Here is a 20,294-nt window from a genome sequence, read left to right on the forward strand (position 1 = left end):
ACTGCAATCGAATCTGCTTTATCACCAGCGTGGCGGGACTGATCACCCTGATGAGCTGCAACACCAATCCACAATTAACCGCCAGCATTGAATGGTCAATCGGTGGTTATTGCCGTGCGCTGGCCATCATAGCCGATAACCACCAATATAAATGCAGGATACGCAAATGTCGTTGCTGGCCTATTTGAGGCTTGCAGATTACACGGTTTTGCACGATGATAGCTGTAAAAATAGCATGGATGTTCGGATAGTGCCATGCATGGTGTATCGGTTAGCGCAAAACTCATATGATTGCAGCCCAACGGCTGCCCATTTGGAAAGGAATGTGATTCATGGTTGATTCAAATGCAGTTCAAGGCCAGTATGCCGAGCTTAACGGGCTGAAACTCTACTATGAAATTCATGGGAGTGGCGCGCCGCTCGTTCTGCTGCACGGAGGCGTTAATCCCAGCGATACCTTTGGGCCGACGTTGGCGGAGTTGGCCAAGACGAACCAAGTAATCGCCGTCCATTTGCAGGGCCACGGCCACACACTCGACATTGATCGACCGCTGCGCCGCGAGTTTATGGCTGACGATGTGGCGGCGCTAATCGAGCTATTGGCGCTTAAACAAACGGCGGTGATGGGCTATTCGATGGGTGGAGCAGTGGCGTTACAGTTGGCGATTCGCCATCCTACGCTGGTGCGGCGCTTGGTGCTGGTCTCAACGCCCATGCGCCGCGCCGATGCCTACCCAGAGGCGATTGCTAGCTTTGACAATATGAGTGCTGGTGCGGCGCAGATCGGTGCGGCCTTGCAGCAGTCGCCGTTGGCTCAGCTCTACCCTGCGGTCGATTGGACGCGGCTTTTTACCAAGCTAGGCGCGATGGTAGCCCAAGACTATGACTGGTCGGATGCGGTGGCATCATTGCCAATGCCCGTGATGCTGGTCTTTGCCGATGCAGACTGCTGGCGGCCCGAGGGTATTGTTGCCTTCTACCGCCAGTTGGGCGGCGGCCAGCGCGATGGCGGCATGGATGGTTCTGGTCGGCCAGCTGGTCAGCTAGCGATTGTGCCAGGCACAACCCATTACACACTGATGGCAACACCGCTCGTCGCTCAGCTTGTGGCCCCATTTCTGTTGGCGTAGCGCTGCATTTATACCTATGCTGCTGACGGCTGATCATTGCAATGTGGTCAGCCGCTGGTCGATTTTTGAATTCTCTGGATCTAAATCCGATGCTTTACCAGCGTTTGTTAAGTAGGGCGTTACCCATAATCCAAGCGAAGCGGGTTCCAACGCATGGCCTTCAAGCACTGGTTCGACTAAACTTGCTCAAAGCGTTGGAAATCAGCTCTGATTGAAGGTTTATTCTATATGCTAGAAAGGTTTACTCATGCGTTGCACAACCATGATTGCCCAGCATCGCTGTTGTTATCTTCAGCTTAGCCCTACGCGCTTTGTGCTGGTGGTTCCAATGGTTGCCTATGTTGATCCGTTCCAGCTTGATCGGGCGATGAGCACGTTTATGATGCATGTGATGCAGGCTCCCAAGGTACAGCAATCGACCATCGCGATTGCACTTTCCCAAAGTTTGGTTGGGCTTGATCTTCCTAACCCTGATCATGACCCGATGCTCGAATTCATGTGTGAAATGGGCATTGTGGATGAGCAGCCTGATGGATGGCACATTTTTACGAGTGGCCGAATAAGCTTGTTTATTGAACAGTCTCAACAGCTTTGCCTGCTTGCTACCCCCGCAGATCTTGTTAGCCAAGGGGCGATTGGCGCAGGCTTTACCCATCGCAATCGGATTGCCTATCGTCTCATCGCAACCAGCTTTTCGACACCAACAAACTTGCACTTGCAGACGCTTCATTGGCAGCCCCGAACAGCATTATGGATGAGTACCAATGCCAATCTCATCGAGCTAAGCAACGCTAGCGATTTGCCGAATCTCGCTGCGTGGGCGGCAGCTGGTGTTGATGATAATCGCGTGCTGGTAGAACTTCAACCATCAATCTACCCATTGAGCCACTTCGAAGCTTGACATTTGTAAAAATTTGCTTAAAGTATTGTTTGTAATTTCATTGAATTTATTAACATCCTTGCCAAGAATGAAATCGCCTGTTATGCATGGTTTGGAGGATTTGATGGCACGGATTCAAGCTCAACGCATGATTATTGGCCTGTGGTTGCTGTTGGCTATGCTGCTTGCTTCGGCCTTGCTGGTTGCCAAAAGCAATGCGCAATCGATGCAGGCTATCAGCAATCCATGGGCTTTGCGCACTGGTCGGGCTACCCATTATGACCCAACGGTTGGCATGGGTAATTGTAGCTTGCCAGTGCCCAGCGATCTGCTTGTGGCTGCAATCAATACCAGCGATTATGGCTTGGCCGATTATTGCGGGGCCTCTGTGACGGTCAATGGGCCACGCGGCAGCGTAACAGTTAAAATTATTGATCGCTGCCCTGGTTGCGTGGTTGGTGGCATTGACCTAAGCCCTCAAGCGTTCGAGCGCATTGCAGCACTTGAGGCTGGGAATGTGCCAATTACATGGCAATTGATCAGCGTGCCCAATCTTGGCGGCCAGCTCATTTACAATTACAAAGAGGGCAGCAGCCAATGGTGGGCTGGGGTGCAAGTGCGCAATCATCGCAATGCCATCGCTAAGTTTGAGTTTCGCAATCCGCAAGGGGTTTTTCAAGCTGTCGAGCGGGCGCATTATAACTATTTTCTTGTGCCTGGCGGCATGGGCACCGGCCCCTTCACGTTTCGGATTACTGATGTGTATGGCAATGTTGTGACTGATAGCAATATTCCGTTGCGCGCTGAGGGCGATGTTGCTGGCAATCAGCAATTTCCCTATGTAGCCAACCCTAGTAGCACCAATACGCCAACGCCGCTGGCAACCCTAACGCCGACGCGTACCAACACGCCAACCCCAGCAGCAACGACGTTGCCGCCAACCAAGACCTTAATTCCTGCGAGTGCCACCCCAACCCTTGTGCCGACCATGGCCCCACCATCGCCAACTGCCACCCAGAATGGAATTAGTGCATGGCAAGCCTACACCAGTTATAGCGTTGGCAGCCTTGTGCGTCACAATGGCCTAAACTATCGCTGCATTCAAGCCCATACCTCATTGCCCGGCTGGGAACCGCAGATTGTGCCAGCGCTTTGGCAACCAATCTAAGTTCACCCAAACTCCATGCTTGTTGCGCCTGCTGCTACGATACTAAGCAGATTGAAATGGCTTGAGCATGGAGTTTGTTGCTATGATTTTACATAATGAATATCGCTTGCCACGGACAACCCCAGAACAGCAGGGAATTGCCTCAGCAGGCTTGCTGCGGTTTATCGAAGCGCTTGATAGCCAGATTCACGGTCTGCATAGTGTGATGCTCGTGCGCCATGGCGCGGTTGTAGCCGAGGCATGGTGGTCGCCATACGAGGCTGAACGACCACATTTGTTGTTTTCGCTGAGCAAAAGCTTTACGGCGACGGCGGTTGGGCTGGCAATTGACGAAGGCTATTTCGCGCTCAATGATTTGGTCATTGGCTTTTTTCCTGCTGAAACGCCGCCGCTGGTGAGCGACCTGCTGGCAGCAATGCAGGTTAAACACCTGCTTACAATGGCAACTGGCCATGCCAGCGACCCATGGACGGCAATGAACGAGCGGCCTGATGGCAATTGGATTAAGGCCTTTTTGGAGTATCCAATTGCAACTGCGCCTGGCAGCCAGTTTGTTTACAACACTGGCGCAACCTATCTGCTCTCGGCGATTATTCAAACAACGACTGGCATGCGCTTGAGCGAGTATCTTGGCCCACGCTTGTTTGCGCCCTTGGGCATTGAGCAGATGCGCTGGCAGGAATCGCCGCAAGGCATTACGCTTGGCGGCATTGGCCTGAGCCTAACGACCGAAGCTGTGGCTAAATTTGGCCAGTTGTATTTGCAAAAAGGTCTGTGGAACAAACAAAGAATTCTATCCGAAGCTTGGGTCAAGCAAGCCACGGCGCTACAAATAGCGAATGGTGATGATCCTGATTCTGATTGGGCGCAAGGCTATGGCTATCAATTTTGGCGTTGCCGCCATGGAGCCTATCGTGGCGATGGCGTGTTTGGCCAATATTGCCTTGTGCTACCAGCGCAGGATGCAGTGCTGGCGATAACCGCTGGGATTGATGTTTTTGCGATGCAGCAGCCCTTGGATTTGGTGTGGGATCTGTTGTTGCCAAGTATGAGTGATGCTGGTTTAGCCGCTGATCCTGCGGTGCAACGAGCGTTAACTGAAAAATTAGCAAGTTTGCATGTTCCTACGGTTGCAGGCCAAACAAGCTCGCCAATTGCCGCGCTAGTTTCTGGCCGCAGCTATCAAGTGGCAGCCAATCAGCTGGGGCTGGAACGCCTAAACATCCATTTCAGCGACGCTGGTTGTCGCCTGCTTGGCCAAACTGCGACGAGTGTCGAAACGCTTGTTTGTGGTTATGGAGTTTGGCAGGCTGGGGCGACGGCGCTGTTTCAGCAAGCATTTTTTGGCCATACCCCGTTTGTTGCTAGTGGCGCATGGACGAGCGAGGCGAGTTTTACAATGCAGGTGCTGCTCTATGAAACGCCATTTGTGCATAGCTTAACGCTGGATTTTATTGATGCTGAACTGTTGATTGAAATTCGGATCAACACTGCTCTCGATTCATTAGGGCCAGTTGTATTGACGGCGCAGCAACTCCCAAATTAACCAATTGCTGCCGCGATTGCTTTTTTGGCATCGCGGCAGCATGTTCGATTTTAGCGGCTTGCTTGCGGAATGAAGGTGAAATTTCCGCTGCTGGTTGGGCGTGGGGCAGGACAGCCTAGATTGTCGGTTGACCAGACGACTGAAAAGCGCCAAACGCATTGGCTGAGGTTTGGAATATCCCAAAAGATATTGAGCCTAATCGGTGATGCTGCGCGCAGGCTCGAATGCAGTTGGTAGAGTTCATCAGCTTGGCGTTGCATCACGAGGGGCTGCGGATGGCATCCATACATTCAGCTGATGCCATTGAATGTACATATCGCCACAATTGTTGGTTTCGGCCCAAAAAAAGCTTTCCATTCTATCGCCAAAACCAAGCCGCCCAAATGCTCCTTGATAGCGTTCGCGGTAGCTCTTGGCGTAATTGTTGCCACGAGATTGGGTCGCAGCCATGCGGCTGGGAAGGTGCTGGAGACCAGCGTTGAACAGCGTGGGTCGTTGCGGTATTGAAACGACCAGACCGATGAGTAGGGCGAGGATTACGCTTTTTAAGGAGGTAGTGTTGCGCTGAAACGCCAAACCACGCTGGTCAAGCAGCTTTGTGCTCGACCAGCGTGGTTGTGTGATTACGTTTGTGATTGCTTAGCCTTGGTTGAGGCTAGTTGTATTGCCAGAGTTGATGGCTATCTTGGCCATTGATAAAGCCGTCAATCATCAAGAAGAACCGATCATCGTTTTTGACCAAATCGAAGTCATCTGCCCAAGTGTTTAAGGTCTTGATGGGATTGGCCAGGCTCAGATTGCTGCCGTCGAACGTGTAGGTGATAAAGCGAATGGTTTGCCAATCGTTGTCGTCGGTTGCGCTAGCAGTTTGCCCAACTACCACCACTTCGTTGCCTTGGTCGACGAGTTGCACTCTGCCCGAGAAGTAGACTGGCAGCGTTGCTTCATCTTCGTAGACCAAGATATTTGGTAGTGGTGCGCCGCTGCCAGCTGCTGCTACTGTCCAGCGGGCAACTTCGGCGGTTGCTAATGGCGAGGCTGTGTTTGTTGCCGCAGTGTAAATCCGATTGCCCGATAAGGTAATATCGGCAAAGCCAATCGTGTTGCGAGCACTTTGCGCCAATTTGATCAAATCGCCGTTGACATCAACCTGCCAGAGCGTCACGATCATATTGTCGTTAGAATCTTGGGCGGCCATCGCAAAGTTGCGCGAACTCTTGATATAATCGGCGCTCATTGCGATGCGGCCAGTTTGGCCAACCGAAATTCTGCTTGACTTATGGGTAAAGGTCTGGCCATCGGAGCTGAGGCCCCACACATCAAAGCGGGCACGGCCATCGCTCAGTTGAACTGCCGATACGAGTGATGGATTGGTGGTTGGGCCAACCCGCACAACGTGAACATAATTGATGCTGGCTGGAATCGTGGCCACGCCATCGGTATCACCAAGCCGTTGCAAGCGATTTGCGCCAGTAGCATTAGTTTTGAAGGCAATCAATTTGAGCTGATCGCTGGTAATCGCGGCAACTACGACGATATTATCGCGATATTCTGTCACATCGACATCTTGAATCGGGCCTTCAGTTAACACGAAGTTGGTGCTAATGGCACCGTTGGCATCTGTGTAAATCCCATTGATCCGCAAGGCATTGTTGTTACTGGTTTGTTTGGTCGCCGCCACATAGACGCGGCCACCATTGTAGGTTCCACCATTGGCGGTTGAGACATTATCAACCGCAGTCGCGTTTTGGCTATCCAACAGGTCGAAATCGGCGGTGGCCGCAGCGGGCAAAATGCTGAGGGCCATCAGGCTCAGAACCGACAAAATCCGCATACTTAGTCGTCGAACGTCCATGCTTACCTCCATACAACCATACTCTTAATTGGCTTTAGCATAGCGGAGTGCAGGCTGCAAAAAGTCTCATTTTGGGCCTGAAAAGTCTCATGCTGAGCAAAAAATGGCTTCAACAGATTAAAATCATTAACCTGTACTATGAAATGCAAACATTTGTGCTATACTTGTGAGGTTTTTGGCTACCAGGGTAGGAGAATTGGGCTTTTCCTAGCTCAAGCTGGCAACCTTGTGTAAGGAGCATAACGATGACTGATGAACGGACAGCGGCGATCGAACAGATTTTGCAAAGTGTGGTTGGGCAATGGCAGGGAATTGCTCGTACATGGTTTGGACCGGAGACGCTAGCCGATGAATCGCCAATTCGTGGCAGCTTGCGCCGGATTGGCACCAGTCGCTTTATTATTCACGAATATGAAAGTGCGTTTGAGGCCACGCCACTGCATGGAGCTGCAATCTATGGCTATAATCAATTGACCGCTAGCTTTGAAGGGGCGTGGGTTGATAGCTTTCATATGCCTACGAACATCATGCTCAGCACTGGCAAGCCCGCTGATCCGACGCTGAATGTGCTTGGCAGCTATGCGGTTGAAGGCAGCAGTGATTGGGGTTGGCGCACCGAAATTGTTGCTGATGGCCCAGATAGGCTGCTGATTACGGCCTACAATCGCCAACCTGACGAGCCAGAAGCCAAAGCTGTTGAGATAATTTATAGCCGCGTGACTGCTTAGCCCTTTTCCCGCAAAACCTACGCACAATCAGAGTGCCATGCTATACTCAAGCAACAGAAGCCTAGTTGTTAAGGAGGTTGTGTGTGCGTAAATTAGTCTATTTTGTGGCTTGTACCGCCGATGGCTTTATTGCGGACGAAGCTGGTGGCTTTGATTTCTTTCCCATGACTGGCGGCCACTTGGATTACATTCGCCAAGAATACCCTGAAACCATGCCAACCCATGTGATGACCATGCTGGGGATTCCAGCTGAGCAAAAGCGCTTTGATACAGTGCTGATGGGGCGGCATACCTATGCGGTTGGCTTGAATGAAGGCGTGACCAGCCCCTATGCCCATCTGCGCCAGTATGTCATTTCCTCGTCGCTCGGCAAGCTGGATAGTCCCGATGTGACGCTGGTTGCCCAAGATCCGCTTGGTTTGGTCCAGAGCTTGAAACAAGAGGCTGGCCGTGATATTTGGCTATGTGGTGGTGGCTCCTTGGCCAGTGCCTTGATCAGCGAAATTGATGAGCTAGTGCTCAAAGTTAATCCGGTCATGATTGGCCAAGGGATTCGCCTATTTGCTGGTTTGGGCCAACCAGTCCAACTCGAATTGCTTGAGCATCAGGTGTTTGAGGGTGGCGTTGCGGTGCATCGCTATGGCCTGAAGCAGGCATAAGCAAGGTTGGGCATGGGTTTTTCCATGCCCAACTTTTTGATTTCTTCGGCGGCTTTTAGTTACTACTGGTCGCTGGTTTGGGCAATTTCGTGCTCCGCGAGCAGCTGCGGGTTTGGCAAAAAGCCTTGTAAATGCAATGCTGCTGGGCCAAAACCAGCCTTGATCACCGCAGCGCGATAGCGCAGCGCTGCTTCAACCTCAACCAAACCCCTCGTCAAAGGCAGCGTTGGATCGGCTGCCCATAACAAGGCTTCGAGCTGACAGCTCGCGGCTGCATCGGGCAAAATTTCGGCCAAAATTCGCTCGCGCACGGTATGGTCGCCAAGCGGCAGGTCGATTGTGCGCTGGCTTGGCCCACAGGCCAACTGCCCACCGCCCACAATCAGCACATCGCCACGCGTTTGCATGCGCTGAATCGCTCGCTTGGGATCAAGGCATGGCGGAAACGAATCATCGACCAGAATCGTGCCTGCTTGCAAGCGCTCAACCTCGATAATGCCCGCTGTGCTGGTGGCCGCAACAATGATTTGGGCTTGATACACGGCCTCGGGCACACCACTGGCGGCGGCAGCAACAATCGCAATCGGGCCTGAATAGCCGGTTGTTTGCCGAATGAGCGCTGCCAAATCGACGAGCCGCTGCTGATTGGCTGCTGTATCGCAGAGCACCAACGAGCGTGGATGCGGCAAGCTGCGTAAAATTACCTGCAACACTGATTGACCAATTGAACCAAGCCCAAGCATTGCCAAATCGCTGTCAGCCAGCTGTCGCCCGCTGGCTTTGAGCGCAGCTTCCAGCGTTTGGCTCACCGCAACCACGGTTGTGGCATGGCCAGTTGTCAATGCTGGCCGCGCTTGCTGATCGCCCGCTAGTGCTCGCAACACGCCAAAGCCATAGCCAGTCAGCGCTGGCAACATTCCCGCGAGCGAAACGCAACGCGCGCCGCGCGCTTGAGCGAGCAGCATGCCAGCTGCAATCGCGCTTTCGAGATCGGCGGCATGCTCGGGCCGTAGTTCTTCTGCAAACCAAGGCAAACAAAGCATGGCCGAAGCGCCGATTGGGGTCTGAAGCAGTTCAACCCAACGCGGTTTTCCATCAGCAAACAGCAATTTGCGCAGCTGTTCGCGAATTGTTGATTCAGTGCCTTTGAGGCCGAGGAGCGCCGCAATGCTGCTGCTGGGCGGCAAATAGCCGATTAATGCTGCATCTAATGGGGTGGTTTTCACATCGTGCTGGCGATTAGCAAATTGAATCATGCTGCTCGTGCTGTAGCTTGGTTTGGCAATCAACAGATTAATCTCTGCAATCATGCCAGCGAGCAAACGCTGGAGGGTTGCAGCATCAAGCTTGGTTGGGGCTGCTTGTAGCGTAAGCCGTAACTCACCATTGGCAGCGCGGGCGGCAAATAGCAACTCAGTTGCACCTAGTGGCGGTTGAATTTCGGTGTGCGAATTGGCCCAATCGAGCGCTAGCGTTTCACTGCTGAGGGTTCCGAGCGCATCAAAATCGAGATAGGTGAAGAAGAATTGTGCACCAGTCGCGGTTATTGCTGCATTGCCGTTGTTCGTGCCAATCAGGCGTACGATCTCGCTTGGGGGCAGCGTATGCTGATAGGCGTTGCGGAATGCCTGGGCAACTGGTGCTAACAACACCTGTGCCGACGAAGCGGGCTGGCTATGGCTGAAACGAATTGGCAGCGCGGTCGCAAAACAGCCAAATATCCGCTCAATATCGGGCAGCGCTAGGTCGCGGCCAGCATGGGCAGTGCCGATCACAAGGTCATCAACGCCGGTTAATTGGCGCAGCTGCTGAATAAACACGCTCAACAGCAATAGATACGGAGTCAAGCCCGCCGATGCTGCAACGTGGCGCAGTTGGCCGAGCATTGTTGCTGGCAGTATCTGGCTCTCAATCAACGGCGCGCTTACTTGAACGGAATTGCGTGCTTGAAGCAGTGGGCGCTGATAGGCTTGGCCAAATGTGCTGCGCCAATAATGTTCATGCAGCGCCGCAGCGTTGCTTGGTTGCTGAAGCATTGCAACATAATCACTGAAGCTTGAGCGTAACGCTGGTAGATTTGGCGCTTTGCCAGCCACAAGGGCATCGTAGATTTGCAGCAATTCTTGGCCAAAAATCCATGCGCTCCAACCATCGCCAATAATGTGATGGGCTGCGATCAGCCAAACATGGCGTGTTGGTGCGAGTTGCAGCACCCGCATCCGCAGCAGCGGCAGCTGATCAAGCTCAAAGCGTTCTGCCTGTTCTGCGTGCCAATAATGCTCAATCAGCTGAGTCGCATTCGCCCCTGCCGCCAGCGCTGGGATTAAGTCGTTGAAGCTGATTTGGATTGGTTCAGCCAAGGCTTGGACTTGTTGGCGCGGTGGGCGTTGATCCACCAACATTCGCACGCGCAACATCTCATGGCGCTGTACGAGCAAGGTCAAGGCTTGTTGCAGCAATGTTCGATCGAGCGGGCCATTGATTGCTAGCCGCGCGCACCAGGTGGTTGCCGCCGCCGGATCGAGCGTTTCGGTCAGCATAAAGCCAATTTGGGCTGGAGTCAGCGCAAAAGGTTCGTGGGCAGCCCGCACATGCGCCGAATGCTCAGCTTGCTGGGGCTGCTGATTACTATTTGCTGCATCTAAAGCTTGGGCAAAACTGGCGAGCGTGCTGTGTTGATACAATGTGGCCGCCCGTGGCAGCACTGGCACACGGCCTTCCAAGCGGGTCAACACTTGGATCAACAATAGTGAATCGCCGCCCAATTCAAAGAAATCTGCATCGCGATTGACGCTTGGCAGTTTCAGCACAGTTTGCCAAATTTCAGCAACCAGCAGCTCGCTTGGTGTTTCGGGCAGTGCGCCATGCTCCCCGCTGCTTGGCGCTGGCATTGGTAATTGGCCCAGTTGGCCACGATCAAGCTTGCCCGAACTGGTGGTTGGCAGGGTTGCTAAGCCAAGAAAACGCTGCGGAATCATCTGCGGCGGCAAGCGTTTTGCCAGCCAGCGCCGCAACTCAGCATCGCTTGGCAAGCTTGTCTTAGTCTCCAGATAGGCGACAAGAGTCGGTTGCTCAGCCTCAGCTACGAGACAAACAGCGGCTTTTGCAATCGCGGGATGCTCATGCAGCACCGCCTCGATTTCTGCTGGCTCAATTCGGTAGCCACGTAGCTTTATCTGCTCATCGGCGCGACCGATAAACACCAAATTGCCGTCGGCAAGCTCGCGCACCAAATCGCCAGTGCGATACAAGCGTGCACCTGAACCCACTGGATCGGGCACGAATTGGCGTGCTGTGAGATCGGGCCGCCCAAGGTAGCCAGTCGCCAGCCCAATGCCGCCGATATATAACTCGCCAGCTGTCAAGGCAGGGCAGAGCTTGCCCTGCTGATCGAGCACCCGCGTAATGATTCCGCTGATTGGTTTGCCAATCGGAATGTGCGTGCTCGTCGCGCTAGGCCGTTGCTCAACCAGATAGGCGGTTGCGTTGATCGTCGCTTCGGTTGGCCCATAATGATTCACAATTTGCTGGCGCTGGCCATACATATCCATCCAGCGGCGAACATAGCTGGCGGGTAGCGCTTCGCCACCAACCCCAATTAACCGTAGCTCTGCCAAGGCTGGGGGCGCTTGACCCTCGGCAATTCTGCGCTCAATCGTCGTAATCAGGCTTGCCCACAGCGCTGGCACCGAGCGCCAAATCGTTGGACGCTCACGCTCAAGCGCTTCTAATAAGCCAATCGGATCGCGCACAACCAGCGGCGCAAGCATAATGACGCTGCCGCCAGCAGTGAGCGGGCCAAGAATTTGGCTGATTGCAGCATCAAAACTGAGCGCAGCGGTCTGGAGCAGCCGATCGTTGGGGCCATAGGCAAAGCGTTCGACCAGCCAGTAGAGATAATTGGCAAGTGAGCGCTGGCTAATCGGCACGCCTTTTGGCTGGCCAGTTGAGCCAGAAGTAAACATAATATAGGCCAAATCGTCTGGTTTGGGGTTGGCGATCTGAGGCGTTAATGCTGGCTCAAACGGCGTTTGCAGCAACTGATCGAGATCGAGCAACCCAAGCTGGTTGGCCGCGCTGATTTGCAGTTGTTGCGCAAGCTCGGTAGTTTGCTGGTGGTAGAGCAACAATTGTACATTTGCTTGATTAAGCTGGGTTTCAAGTTGACGTAATGGATAGCTCGCGTTCAAGCCCAGCCATGGCACGCCCGCCCAGAGTGCGCCAACAATTCCAACAACACTGGCAATTGTTGGCTGGGTTAGCAAACCAACTGGCTGATTGGGCCTCGCACCATTGTCTAAGAGCCAGCGCGCAACCAGAGCGGCGCTACTGGCAAGTTGGGCGTAGGTCAGCGTTACTCCATCGGCCTTGACCGCGATTCGCTCTGGGTATCGCAAGCATTGGGCCAGAATGCGAGCTGGAGTCAACAAGTTTGGCTCAATGGTTGGCAACGATGTTGGCACACTCGCTTGGAATGCGTGCTGGATCGTGGTTGGTTGTCCAAGCGCCGCAAGTTCTCGTTGATAGCTATCGGCCAGTTGCGCGATGGTTTGGCTTTGAAATGCCGCCGTTGCATACATCCACGTGGTTTGTAGCTGGCCATTGACTTCGGAAATAAGCAACGAGAGCTTGGTTGCTGCGGTGGCTGTGCTGGCCGTCAGAGCTTCGATGGCAATTGGGCAATCGGCGGGCAAACTCGCGGGAAAGCGAGCCAGACTAAACGAGGCTGCACCTGGCGCGCGCGGCCCTGTCTGCTGGCGAACTCCCGCCAAGCGCGCTAAATCAAGCGCCGAAACTGTGGCATGCTGTTGAATTTGCGCCCATTGATCGCGAATTGTGACCGCAAGATCGTCGATCTGCTGATTGGCTTCAAGCTCCAAGGGCAAGGGCAAATGATCGGCGCAACAGCCAACGATTTGCTCGATTCCAGTTAAGCGAATGCCGCGCCCATGCTCTGCCACGTTGATCGCGATGGCGTTGGTTTGGCTCCAAGCCGCTAGCTGACGGGCATAGATTGCCAACAATAGATGAAAGAGTGAAACATCGATGCTTGCTGCATGCTGGCGCAGTTGCATGCTCGTTGTTGCAGCCAATTGACGATGGATGCTGCCAATTGGCTGGACGCTTGCTTGCTCTGCAGGCGCATCGTTTGGTAGCGACCACGAGAGAGCGGCGCGATGCTGGCGCAACAGTGCTTGCCACCAAGTGCGATCTGCACTTGCTTGCTGGCTTGCTGCTGTTTGCAGCGTTTGGATGACATATTGTTCAAAGCTCGCAGTCAGTGCTGGCAACGCAATTGGCTGTTTTTGAACCAGTTTGGTATAGACCTGCCAAAGCTCATCAAGCAGAATGCTGGTGCTCCAGCCATCAGCAATACTATGATGCAGCAGCACATACAAATGCCAACCATCAGCTGCATCGCTGCAGAGTACAACCCGAAACAGCGGCACGTTAAGCAGATCAAATTGATAATGCGCCAAGTGTTGTTCGAATGCTGCCCGATCCGTTGGAGCCTCACGCTGCTCAAACCACATGCTGGGCGGCAGCAACTCTGCATCCATGATCCGCTGGCGTGGCTCAGCTTGGGCCTGATCAACAGGCTCGAATTTGGCCCGCAGCATGGGATGCCGCGCCACCAAATAGCTGAATGCAGCGCGCAAAACTATTGGATCGAGCAAGCCCGCAATCTGCTGGCGAATGAGCGTAAACGCTGGGCTTGCTGGATACAGCTGATGCCCAACGTAAAAGGCAATCTGCGCTGGCGCAAGCGGAAATGGTGTTTTGTTGCTGATTTGCGGAATGGTCTGCGCAACAGTATCAATGCTTTGAATTGCAGGCTGCTCAGTTTTGAGCAACGTACTCAGATGCGCCGCCAATTCACTGATCGTCTGAAACTCAAAAAACAGGGTTAATGGCAAAACCGTGCCAGTAGCTTGCTCAAGCTGCTTGACCAAATCGACAGCTTGCAGCGAATCAAGGCCCAGCGCCAGAAACGAGGCATCAGCAGGAATCTGCTCTGCTGGTAGTTTCAGGGCTTTGGCAACCAAGGCTTGGATTTGCTGGCTAAGCTCGCTTGAATTCAGCATTGCTCCTGATGATCGTTTAATTTGGGGTTGGCTGGTTGCTTGGGGCTGAGGTTTGGTTTCAGCAGGAGCCACAATCACAATCTGGCTCTGATCTGCATACAGCACCTGCTCGAAGGCGTGCAGCGCTTGGCTTGGCTGCAAGGGTGGCAAGCCACGTTGGCGCAAATGCTCGGCCAGCAGTGGCGTTGCTGCTAAGCCGATCCCATCCCATGCGCCCCAATTGAGAGCTGTCATCGCCCGACCTGCTTGGCGCTCGCTGGCGGCAAATGCGTCGAGAAAGGCGTTGGCCGCCACATAATCGGGAATACCACCGCCAAGCCCCGGAACAACCGCCGCAATCGACGAGCAATTAAGAAAAAAGGCTGGTTTTTGCTGATGGCGCTCAAGTGCCCGCGCCAAGAGCCATGTGCCCTTGACTTTTGGCTCAAGCACTGCCGCAAATTGCTCGGCGCTTTTGCTGTGCAGCGAAGCGACATCGACAATGCCAGCTGCTTGAATTACGCCAAAAATGCCAGCCTCGGTTGCTGCCAGCTCAGCGATCAGCTGCTCGACCTCGTGAGCAACGCAAATATCAACTTGGCGATAGTGGGCAGTTGCACCTAAAGCTGTAAGTTCAGCAAGTAATGTTTGGCGGTCTTGGTCAAGCGCAGCGCGGCCAAGCAGAAGTAACGTTGGTTGGTTCTTCGTTGCTAAATGGCGGGCCAGCTGTGCGCCAACTCCACCAGCACCACCAACGATCACAATTACGCGGCCTGGCATTTCTGCTGGTTTGCTGCTAGTTGTGATCGCTGGCAAGGGTGCTAATTCACGAGCTAGGCGTTTGCCGTTACGCCATGCCACCACAGCGTTGTTTGGTTGGGCCTGCAACTCATGGGCAAGCGCTTGGAGTTGCGCAGCAGCCTCAGCATTCAGCGCCAGATCAAGCGCCACGCATGCCACGCCAAGGTGCTGATCCTGCAAGGCCGCCGCCAAGCCTGCAATTAATGCTTGCTCAGGTGCAAGTTGCGCTTGCTGCTCAATTGGGTAGGCTCCAGCAGTAACAACCCACAAGCCTGCTGGCTGAGCTGCTTTCGGCTGGGCCAGCAACGATTTGCTGAGTGCTAAAAGGTCTAAAACGCCAGTAGTGGAGGGCTGGTCGGATGGTGTAGTCCAATCAGCCAACACAATCATGCCATAGTGCTGAGCGTTGAGCGTTGCCAGCTGCGTTGCCAGCGATTCGCTGTTGGTGAGCACGCAGGGTTGATTGTTGGCGTTGAGCATTGCAGCCAGCTGCTTGGCCAGCCCATGATCGTGCTTGGCGACGAGAATCCAGCGTTCGATTGGCTGCGTTGCTTTGGCTGGGAGTGTCGTCGGTTGCCAAGCCAGTTGTTGCAATAAGGCTGGCGCAAAAGCTGGTTGCGGGGCTTCAGCGTTGCTCAAATCATTTAGGGCAAGCAATATCTGGCCATCGGCGGCCTTGAGTTGCAAACGATAGCCGTTTGGGGTCGCTTGCAAACTGACTGCGCTGATCTGCTGGCCGTGCAAATTGGCTGGTTGGTCGGTTGCTGGCCGCAATTCAAGCGCTTGTGCTGTTGGCAACAGCCGTTGTGAGGTTGGCAACCAATGACGTTCTCGCGCAAAGGGATAATTTGGCAACAGCACTCGTCGCCCAGTTGTGCTTGCCAGCGCTGGCAAATCGAAATCAACGCCCTGCACCCACAAGCGCCCGATTGCGCTGTGAATTGTGGCGTGATCATCCTCGCCACGGCGCAGGAGCGCCTCAACACTCCAGCCAGGCTCATGGCTTGCCAGCATTTGCCGCGCAAAAGCCGCCAACGTGCTACTTGGCCCAATCTCAATAAAGGTATCGAAGCCTTCAGCAATCAGCTGCTTGAGGGCTGGAGCAAAACGTACTGGTTCAACAACTTGGCTTGCCCAGTAGCTAGCATCGAGTTTAGCAGGGCCGCGCATCCATTCAACCGTGACGGTACTCAACAATGGAATGGCTGGAATTGTTGGCTCAAGCGCACTCGCTGCCTCGGCGATGGCTTGGACAGCGGGCTGCGTCAAGGGCGAGTGATAGGCCATGCTCTGATTAACGATGACTGCATTAAAGCCATCACGCTCTAGCTGCTCTAAGGTGCGTTTGACCGCTGCGCTCTGGCCAGAAATGACTACTTGATTTGGTGTGTTGTAGGCAGCAATGCTGATTGGCTCTAGTTGTTGGGCCACCAGCGCAGCAACCAGCGCTTCGGGCGCCAATACTGCTGCCATCATGCCCGGCTCGGCCAAACTTGCCATGAGTTGGCCACGTGCTCGCGCCAACTCCAAAACTGCCTCAAAACTCAGCGCACCTGCAATGCATGCTGCCGCAAGTTCGCCAACACTATGACCCACAACCGCATCGGGCGTGAGGCCCCAACGAAGCAGCTGCCGCGCTAAGGCAACTTCAAAGGCAACCAGCAGCGGTTGGGTAACTTCGGTATCAGCTAAATCTGCACTTTCAACTTCAGCAGCAAAACACCATTCAAGTAGCGTTCGACCTTTGATCAAGCCAAGTTGGGCTGAGGCGGCATCAAATGTGGCCTTAAACACTGCTGCTTGGTGGTAGAGCACCGCCCCTTGTTGCGGATATTGCGCGCCTTGGCCTGCAAACAGCAGCGCCACTTTGCGCCGTTTGGGTATGAGCGGCCCAACTAACAAACTTGGTTCAGCAGTGCCAGCAGCGTAATGCTCCAAGCTCGTGGCCACCGCTGCCAGATCTGCGCTAACAATGGCTGCTCGCTGGGCAAATACTTCGCGCTCTGCTAAACTGAAATACAAGTCTGCTACACATAACGATTGATCAGATCGAATCCGTGTAGCCAATTCAGCAGCAAGTTCGCGCAATGCTTGTTCGTTGCGCGCCGAAATCGGAATGAGCTGGAGCGCAGCCTCGGTACTTTCAGCTACTGGCGCTGGTGGCGGCTCCTCAAGAATGATATGGGCATTTGTGCCACCAAAGCCAAAGCTATTGACCCCAGCTCGCAGTGGGTGCGGCCCCTGCCACGCTTGCAGTGTCGGGTTAATCGCCATGCCAGCAGGCTCCAGTTCAAAGCGATGATTGGGTTTTGAATAGTGCAGGGTTGGCGGAATTTGGCGTTGCTGCAACATCAAAATTACTTTGATCAGCGCAGGGATGCCTGCAGCGTTGAGCAAATGGCCGACGTTGGTTTTGACCGAGCCAATCAAGCGTGGCGCTGCATTCGTCGTAGGCGGAAAGATTTGGGCCAATGAGCGGGCCTCAGTTGGGTCGCCAATTGCTGTGCCCGTGCCATGGGCCTCAATATACGAAACACTTGCCGGATCGATCTGGGCCTCAGCATAAGCTTGACGCAGGGCTTCTGCTTGGCGCAACGGATTGGGAGCCATCGGGCTGAGCGAGCGGCCATCATTATTCACTGCCGAGCCGCGAATCAACGCCATCACGCTATCGCCATGGTGTTGGGCCTTGGTTAGGCGCTCAATAATTAAGATTCCAGCCCCTTCACCAAGCACAATTCCATCGGCTGCATCATCGAAGGCGCGGCAACGCCCGCTTGGCGAGAGTGCTCCAGCCCGCTCGAGCAGCTGAAACGGCGTTTCAGTCAGGTTAAGATTTATCCCGCCAACAATCGCCAGATCACAATCGCCGACCAAGAGGCTGGTGCGTGCCAAATGCAATGCAACTAAAGTCGATGAGCAGGCAGTATCGATTGCTATGGCTGGGCCATTCAAATCAAGACAATGGGCAATCCGTCCGGCAATCAGGTTGCGCATGTTGCCCGTTGCCGTTGATGGGTGTATTTGTTCGCTATTTGCTACTAGCGGCAGCAACAGCTCTTGATATGCTGCCTCGCCAACGCCAATAAATACGCCAACCCGCCGATTTTCTCTCCGCCATGCTGCATAGCCAGCACGTTCAAGGGCGTGGTAGGCCAATTCCAAAAGGATGCGCTGTTGCGGGTCCATCGCTGCTGCTTCGGCAGGGCTAAGCTTAAAAAAGCTTGGATCAAAATAACTCACAGCATCTAATTGGCTGCCCCAAGCTTGGCCAGATGGTGCAGGGCTGGCTAGCCCATCGCGCCGTTGGCGTGGCAGCTGCCCAACGCTATCGACCCCAGCCACCAGATTGGCCCAAAATTGTTCAGGTGTTGCTGCATCGGGCAGCCGACAGGCCATGCCAATAATGGCGATTGGCTCAGGCGTGGTGGTACGCTGGCGCTGGATTGGCTCCTGTTTGATATTTCTTGTTGACATAATTAATGATTGTGCTTGCAGCCAAGCAGCGAGGCCAGCTGGCGTTGGCTGTTGGCGCAGCGCAGCAACATCAGGCTCGACATTAAAGCGATCGCCAATCGCCGCCAACAGATCCATCAATTGCAATGATGTAGCGCCCAAATCAAACACTGAATCGTGCAGCCCAATCTGGCTTGGATCAATGCCGATGATCTGGCCACAAAGCGTGATGATTATTTGTTCGATGCTGGCGGGAGCCATGCTGGCCGCTGGCTGGTTGTGTTCTGCCAACGCTGTTTGGACTGCGGCAGTCAGGCTGCTAAACTCGCCTGCTTGATAGCGTTGGCGCAACTCAGTGCGTCTGATTTTGCCGCTAGTTGTGCGCGGAAACTGGCTAGCGCGCAGCGGCACAATCTCAATTGCAGTCGTGCCTGTGGTGCGGCGCATAGCGCGAATCAGCTCATTAATGGCAGGCAGCACTGATTGCCAAGCGTTCAGCGCCAAAAAAACAACCACGCGCTCTTGGCGATTGCCCAGCCCGCCAACCCCACACACGGCGATGCGTTTTGGATTCAGCCCTTTGATGCTGCTTGCAAGTGCTTCAAGGTCGGGCGCATGGTGCTTGTGGCCATTAACAATCACAATTTCCTTGGCTCGCCCAGTAATAACCAAGCGTCCGTTATGCAGAAAACCAAGGTCGCCGGTACGTAGCCAACCATCACAAAACGCTGCCGCCGGATCGTTGCTGCGATAATAACCGCGCATCAACTGCGGCCCTGCAACCTGAATATGGCCAACGCGATTAGCTGCAAGTGACTGATCAGCATCATCGACGATCCGCACATGGCAATCGGGAATCGGCACGCCAACATCAACCAGCTCTAAATAGTTTGTTTGATCGTTTGGATTGATTGGTTCAGCAACGATACTTGCTCGCGCTTCGTGAATCAGCAGCTGGCGATCAACCAGGTGGGTCTGCATGCCAGTGCCAAGCGGCGATAGCGTAACCCCAACGCTCGCTTCAGCCAAGCCATACACTGGTAGCAGGGCCTGCGCCGCAAAGCCTGTCGCAGCCACATGGCTAATAAACGCCCGACAACGATCGGGCACAATTGGCTCTGCGCCAACAATCAACAACCGCACACAGCTCAAATCAAGCCCAGCCAATTGTTCTTGCTTAACTCGTCGCGTCACCAAATCTAAGGCAAAGGGGGCTGCTGTCAACAACGTGGCTCGATGGCGATGGGTTTGTTCTAACCAGCTGGCTGGGCGGCGGGCAAAATAAAATTCATCAATTTTGACCTGTTTAATCCCAGCTGCTAGCGGCAACAAGTGGGCGGCAATCAGGCCCATATCGTGATAATATGGCATCCAACTGACGACGCAATCGTCGGCATCAATCGCACAGGCACTGCCCATTTGACGCAAATTGGCCAGCAGCCCAGCGTGGGTCAGTTCGATGCCCCGTGGCGCGCCAGTGCTCCCCGAGGAAAATTGGAGATACGCGAGATCGCCTGTTGCTGGTGGCTTTGCGCTAGCTGTGACGCTTGATCGCAATAGTTGAACCGTTGCGCTTGCCCATGGCCCAGCCAGCGCCTGTTGTTCGTGCTGCAATGACGAGACTTGAGCAACCAATGCCTCGCCAACAGCGGCGCTAGCAAGCAGCGCTGGTTGATCGAGTGTCTGCCAGATTGCCAGAATGCGTTCTGGTTCGGCGGCAAGCGGGGCGGGAATTAAGCCAGCGAGGATTGCGCCCCAAAAGCCAGCCAGAAAATCGGCACTTGCTTCGAGCGCAATTAACAACACTTGGCCTGCAACCAGCCCATTGCGACCAAGCTCCGCCGCGACTTGTTGCGCCGTTATATACAGTTCGCGATAGCTGATCGCCTGTTCGTGGTCAGCTGCGGTACGATGAATAATCACTTGGTCGGGCGTGGTTTCTGCGCTAGCTCGCAGCAGATCAGGCAGCGTCCGAATAGTGCGCGACAACAAATCAGCGACCATGC

9 protein-coding genes are annotated in these 20,294 nt (G+C 54.2%); 6 read left to right on the plus strand and 3 right to left on the minus strand.

The window, feature by feature from the left end; translation table 11 throughout:
- Positions 1-332: 332 nt before the first annotated feature.
- From C5S61_RS07675 to C5S61_RS07690, 4 genes are all read left to right on the plus strand, one after another.
- Positions 333-1,130 (plus strand): alpha/beta fold hydrolase, encoded by a 798-nt coding sequence (locus C5S61_RS07675; protein WP_110514478.1) that lies wholly within the window; start codon positions 333-335, stop codon positions 1,128-1,130.
- Between the two features lie 247 nt (positions 1,131-1,377).
- Positions 1,378-2,031, plus strand: coding sequence for a hypothetical protein (locus tag C5S61_RS07680; protein WP_110514479.1), 654 nt, complete (start codon positions 1,378-1,380; stop codon positions 2,029-2,031).
- 103 nt (positions 2,032-2,134) lie between these two features.
- The gene (locus C5S61_RS07685; protein ID WP_164689281.1) at positions 2,135-3,178 is read left to right on the plus strand and encodes an expansin EXLX1 family cellulose-binding protein; all 1,044 of its coding nucleotides are present in this window, start codon (positions 2,135-2,137) and stop codon (positions 3,176-3,178) included.
- A gap of 82 nt (positions 3,179-3,260) precedes the next feature.
- Positions 3,261-4,724 (plus strand): serine hydrolase domain-containing protein, encoded by a 1,464-nt coding sequence (locus C5S61_RS07690; RefSeq protein ID WP_164689282.1) that lies wholly within the window; start codon positions 3,261-3,263, stop codon positions 4,722-4,724.
- Positions 4,725-4,774: 50 nt separating this feature from the next.
- Here the strand turns inward: C5S61_RS07690 and C5S61_RS07695 are convergent, their stop codons facing one another.
- Entirely contained in the window at positions 4,775-5,014 is a 240-nt protein-coding gene (locus C5S61_RS07695; RefSeq protein WP_124033402.1) for a hypothetical protein, read from the minus strand.
- Positions 5,015-5,379: 365 nt separating this feature from the next.
- On the minus strand, positions 5,380-6,579 hold the full coding sequence (locus tag C5S61_RS07705) for a hypothetical protein (protein WP_124033403.1): 1,200 nt from the start codon (positions 6,577-6,579) through the stop codon (positions 5,380-5,382).
- Between the two features lie 245 nt (positions 6,580-6,824).
- Between C5S61_RS07705 and C5S61_RS07710 the strand changes: the two genes are divergently transcribed.
- Positions 6,825-7,307, plus strand: coding sequence for a DUF1579 domain-containing protein (locus C5S61_RS07710; RefSeq protein WP_110514485.1), 483 nt, complete (start codon positions 6,825-6,827; stop codon positions 7,305-7,307).
- A gap of 83 nt (positions 7,308-7,390) precedes the next feature.
- Entirely contained in the window at positions 7,391-7,966 is a 576-nt protein-coding gene (locus C5S61_RS07715; protein WP_110514486.1) for a dihydrofolate reductase family protein, read from the plus strand.
- Between the two features lie 62 nt (positions 7,967-8,028).
- Here the strand turns inward: C5S61_RS07715 and C5S61_RS07720 are convergent, their stop codons facing one another.
- The gene (locus tag C5S61_RS07720) at positions 8,029-20,292 is read right to left on the minus strand and encodes a non-ribosomal peptide synthetase/type I polyketide synthase (RefSeq protein WP_110514487.1); all 12,264 of its coding nucleotides are present in this window, start codon (positions 20,290-20,292) and stop codon (positions 8,029-8,031) included.
- Positions 20,293-20,294 lie beyond the last annotated feature (2 nt).

Origin of the sequence: Herpetosiphon llansteffanensis, from assembly GCF_003205875.1 — a bacterium.
GTDB lineage: Bacteria > Chloroflexota > Chloroflexia > Chloroflexales > Herpetosiphonaceae > Herpetosiphon > Herpetosiphon llansteffanensis.

Coding starts and splice junctions, on each gene's coding strand:
- C5S61_RS07675 (WP_110514478.1), top strand. CDS start 333: ATGGTTGATTCAAATGCAGTTCAAGGCCAGTATGCCGAGCTTAACGGG.
- C5S61_RS07680 (WP_110514479.1), top strand. CDS start 1,378: ATGCGTTGCACAACCATGATTGCCCAGCATCGCTGTTGTTATCTTCAG.
- C5S61_RS07685 (WP_164689281.1), top strand. CDS start 2,135: ATGGCACGGATTCAAGCTCAACGCATGATTATTGGCCTGTGGTTGCTG.
- C5S61_RS07690 (WP_164689282.1), top strand. CDS start 3,261: ATGATTTTACATAATGAATATCGCTTGCCACGGACAACCCCAGAACAG.
- C5S61_RS07695 (WP_124033402.1), bottom strand. CDS start 5,014: ATGTATGGATGCCATCCGCAGCCCCTCGTGATGCAACGCCAAGCTGAT.
- C5S61_RS07705 (WP_124033403.1), bottom strand. CDS start 6,579: ATGGACGTTCGACGACTAAGTATGCGGATTTTGTCGGTTCTGAGCCTG.
- C5S61_RS07710 (WP_110514485.1), top strand. CDS start 6,825: ATGACTGATGAACGGACAGCGGCGATCGAACAGATTTTGCAAAGTGTG.
- C5S61_RS07720 (WP_110514487.1), bottom strand. CDS start 20,292: ATGGTCGCTGATTTGTTGTCGCGCACTATTCGGACGCTGCCTGATCTG.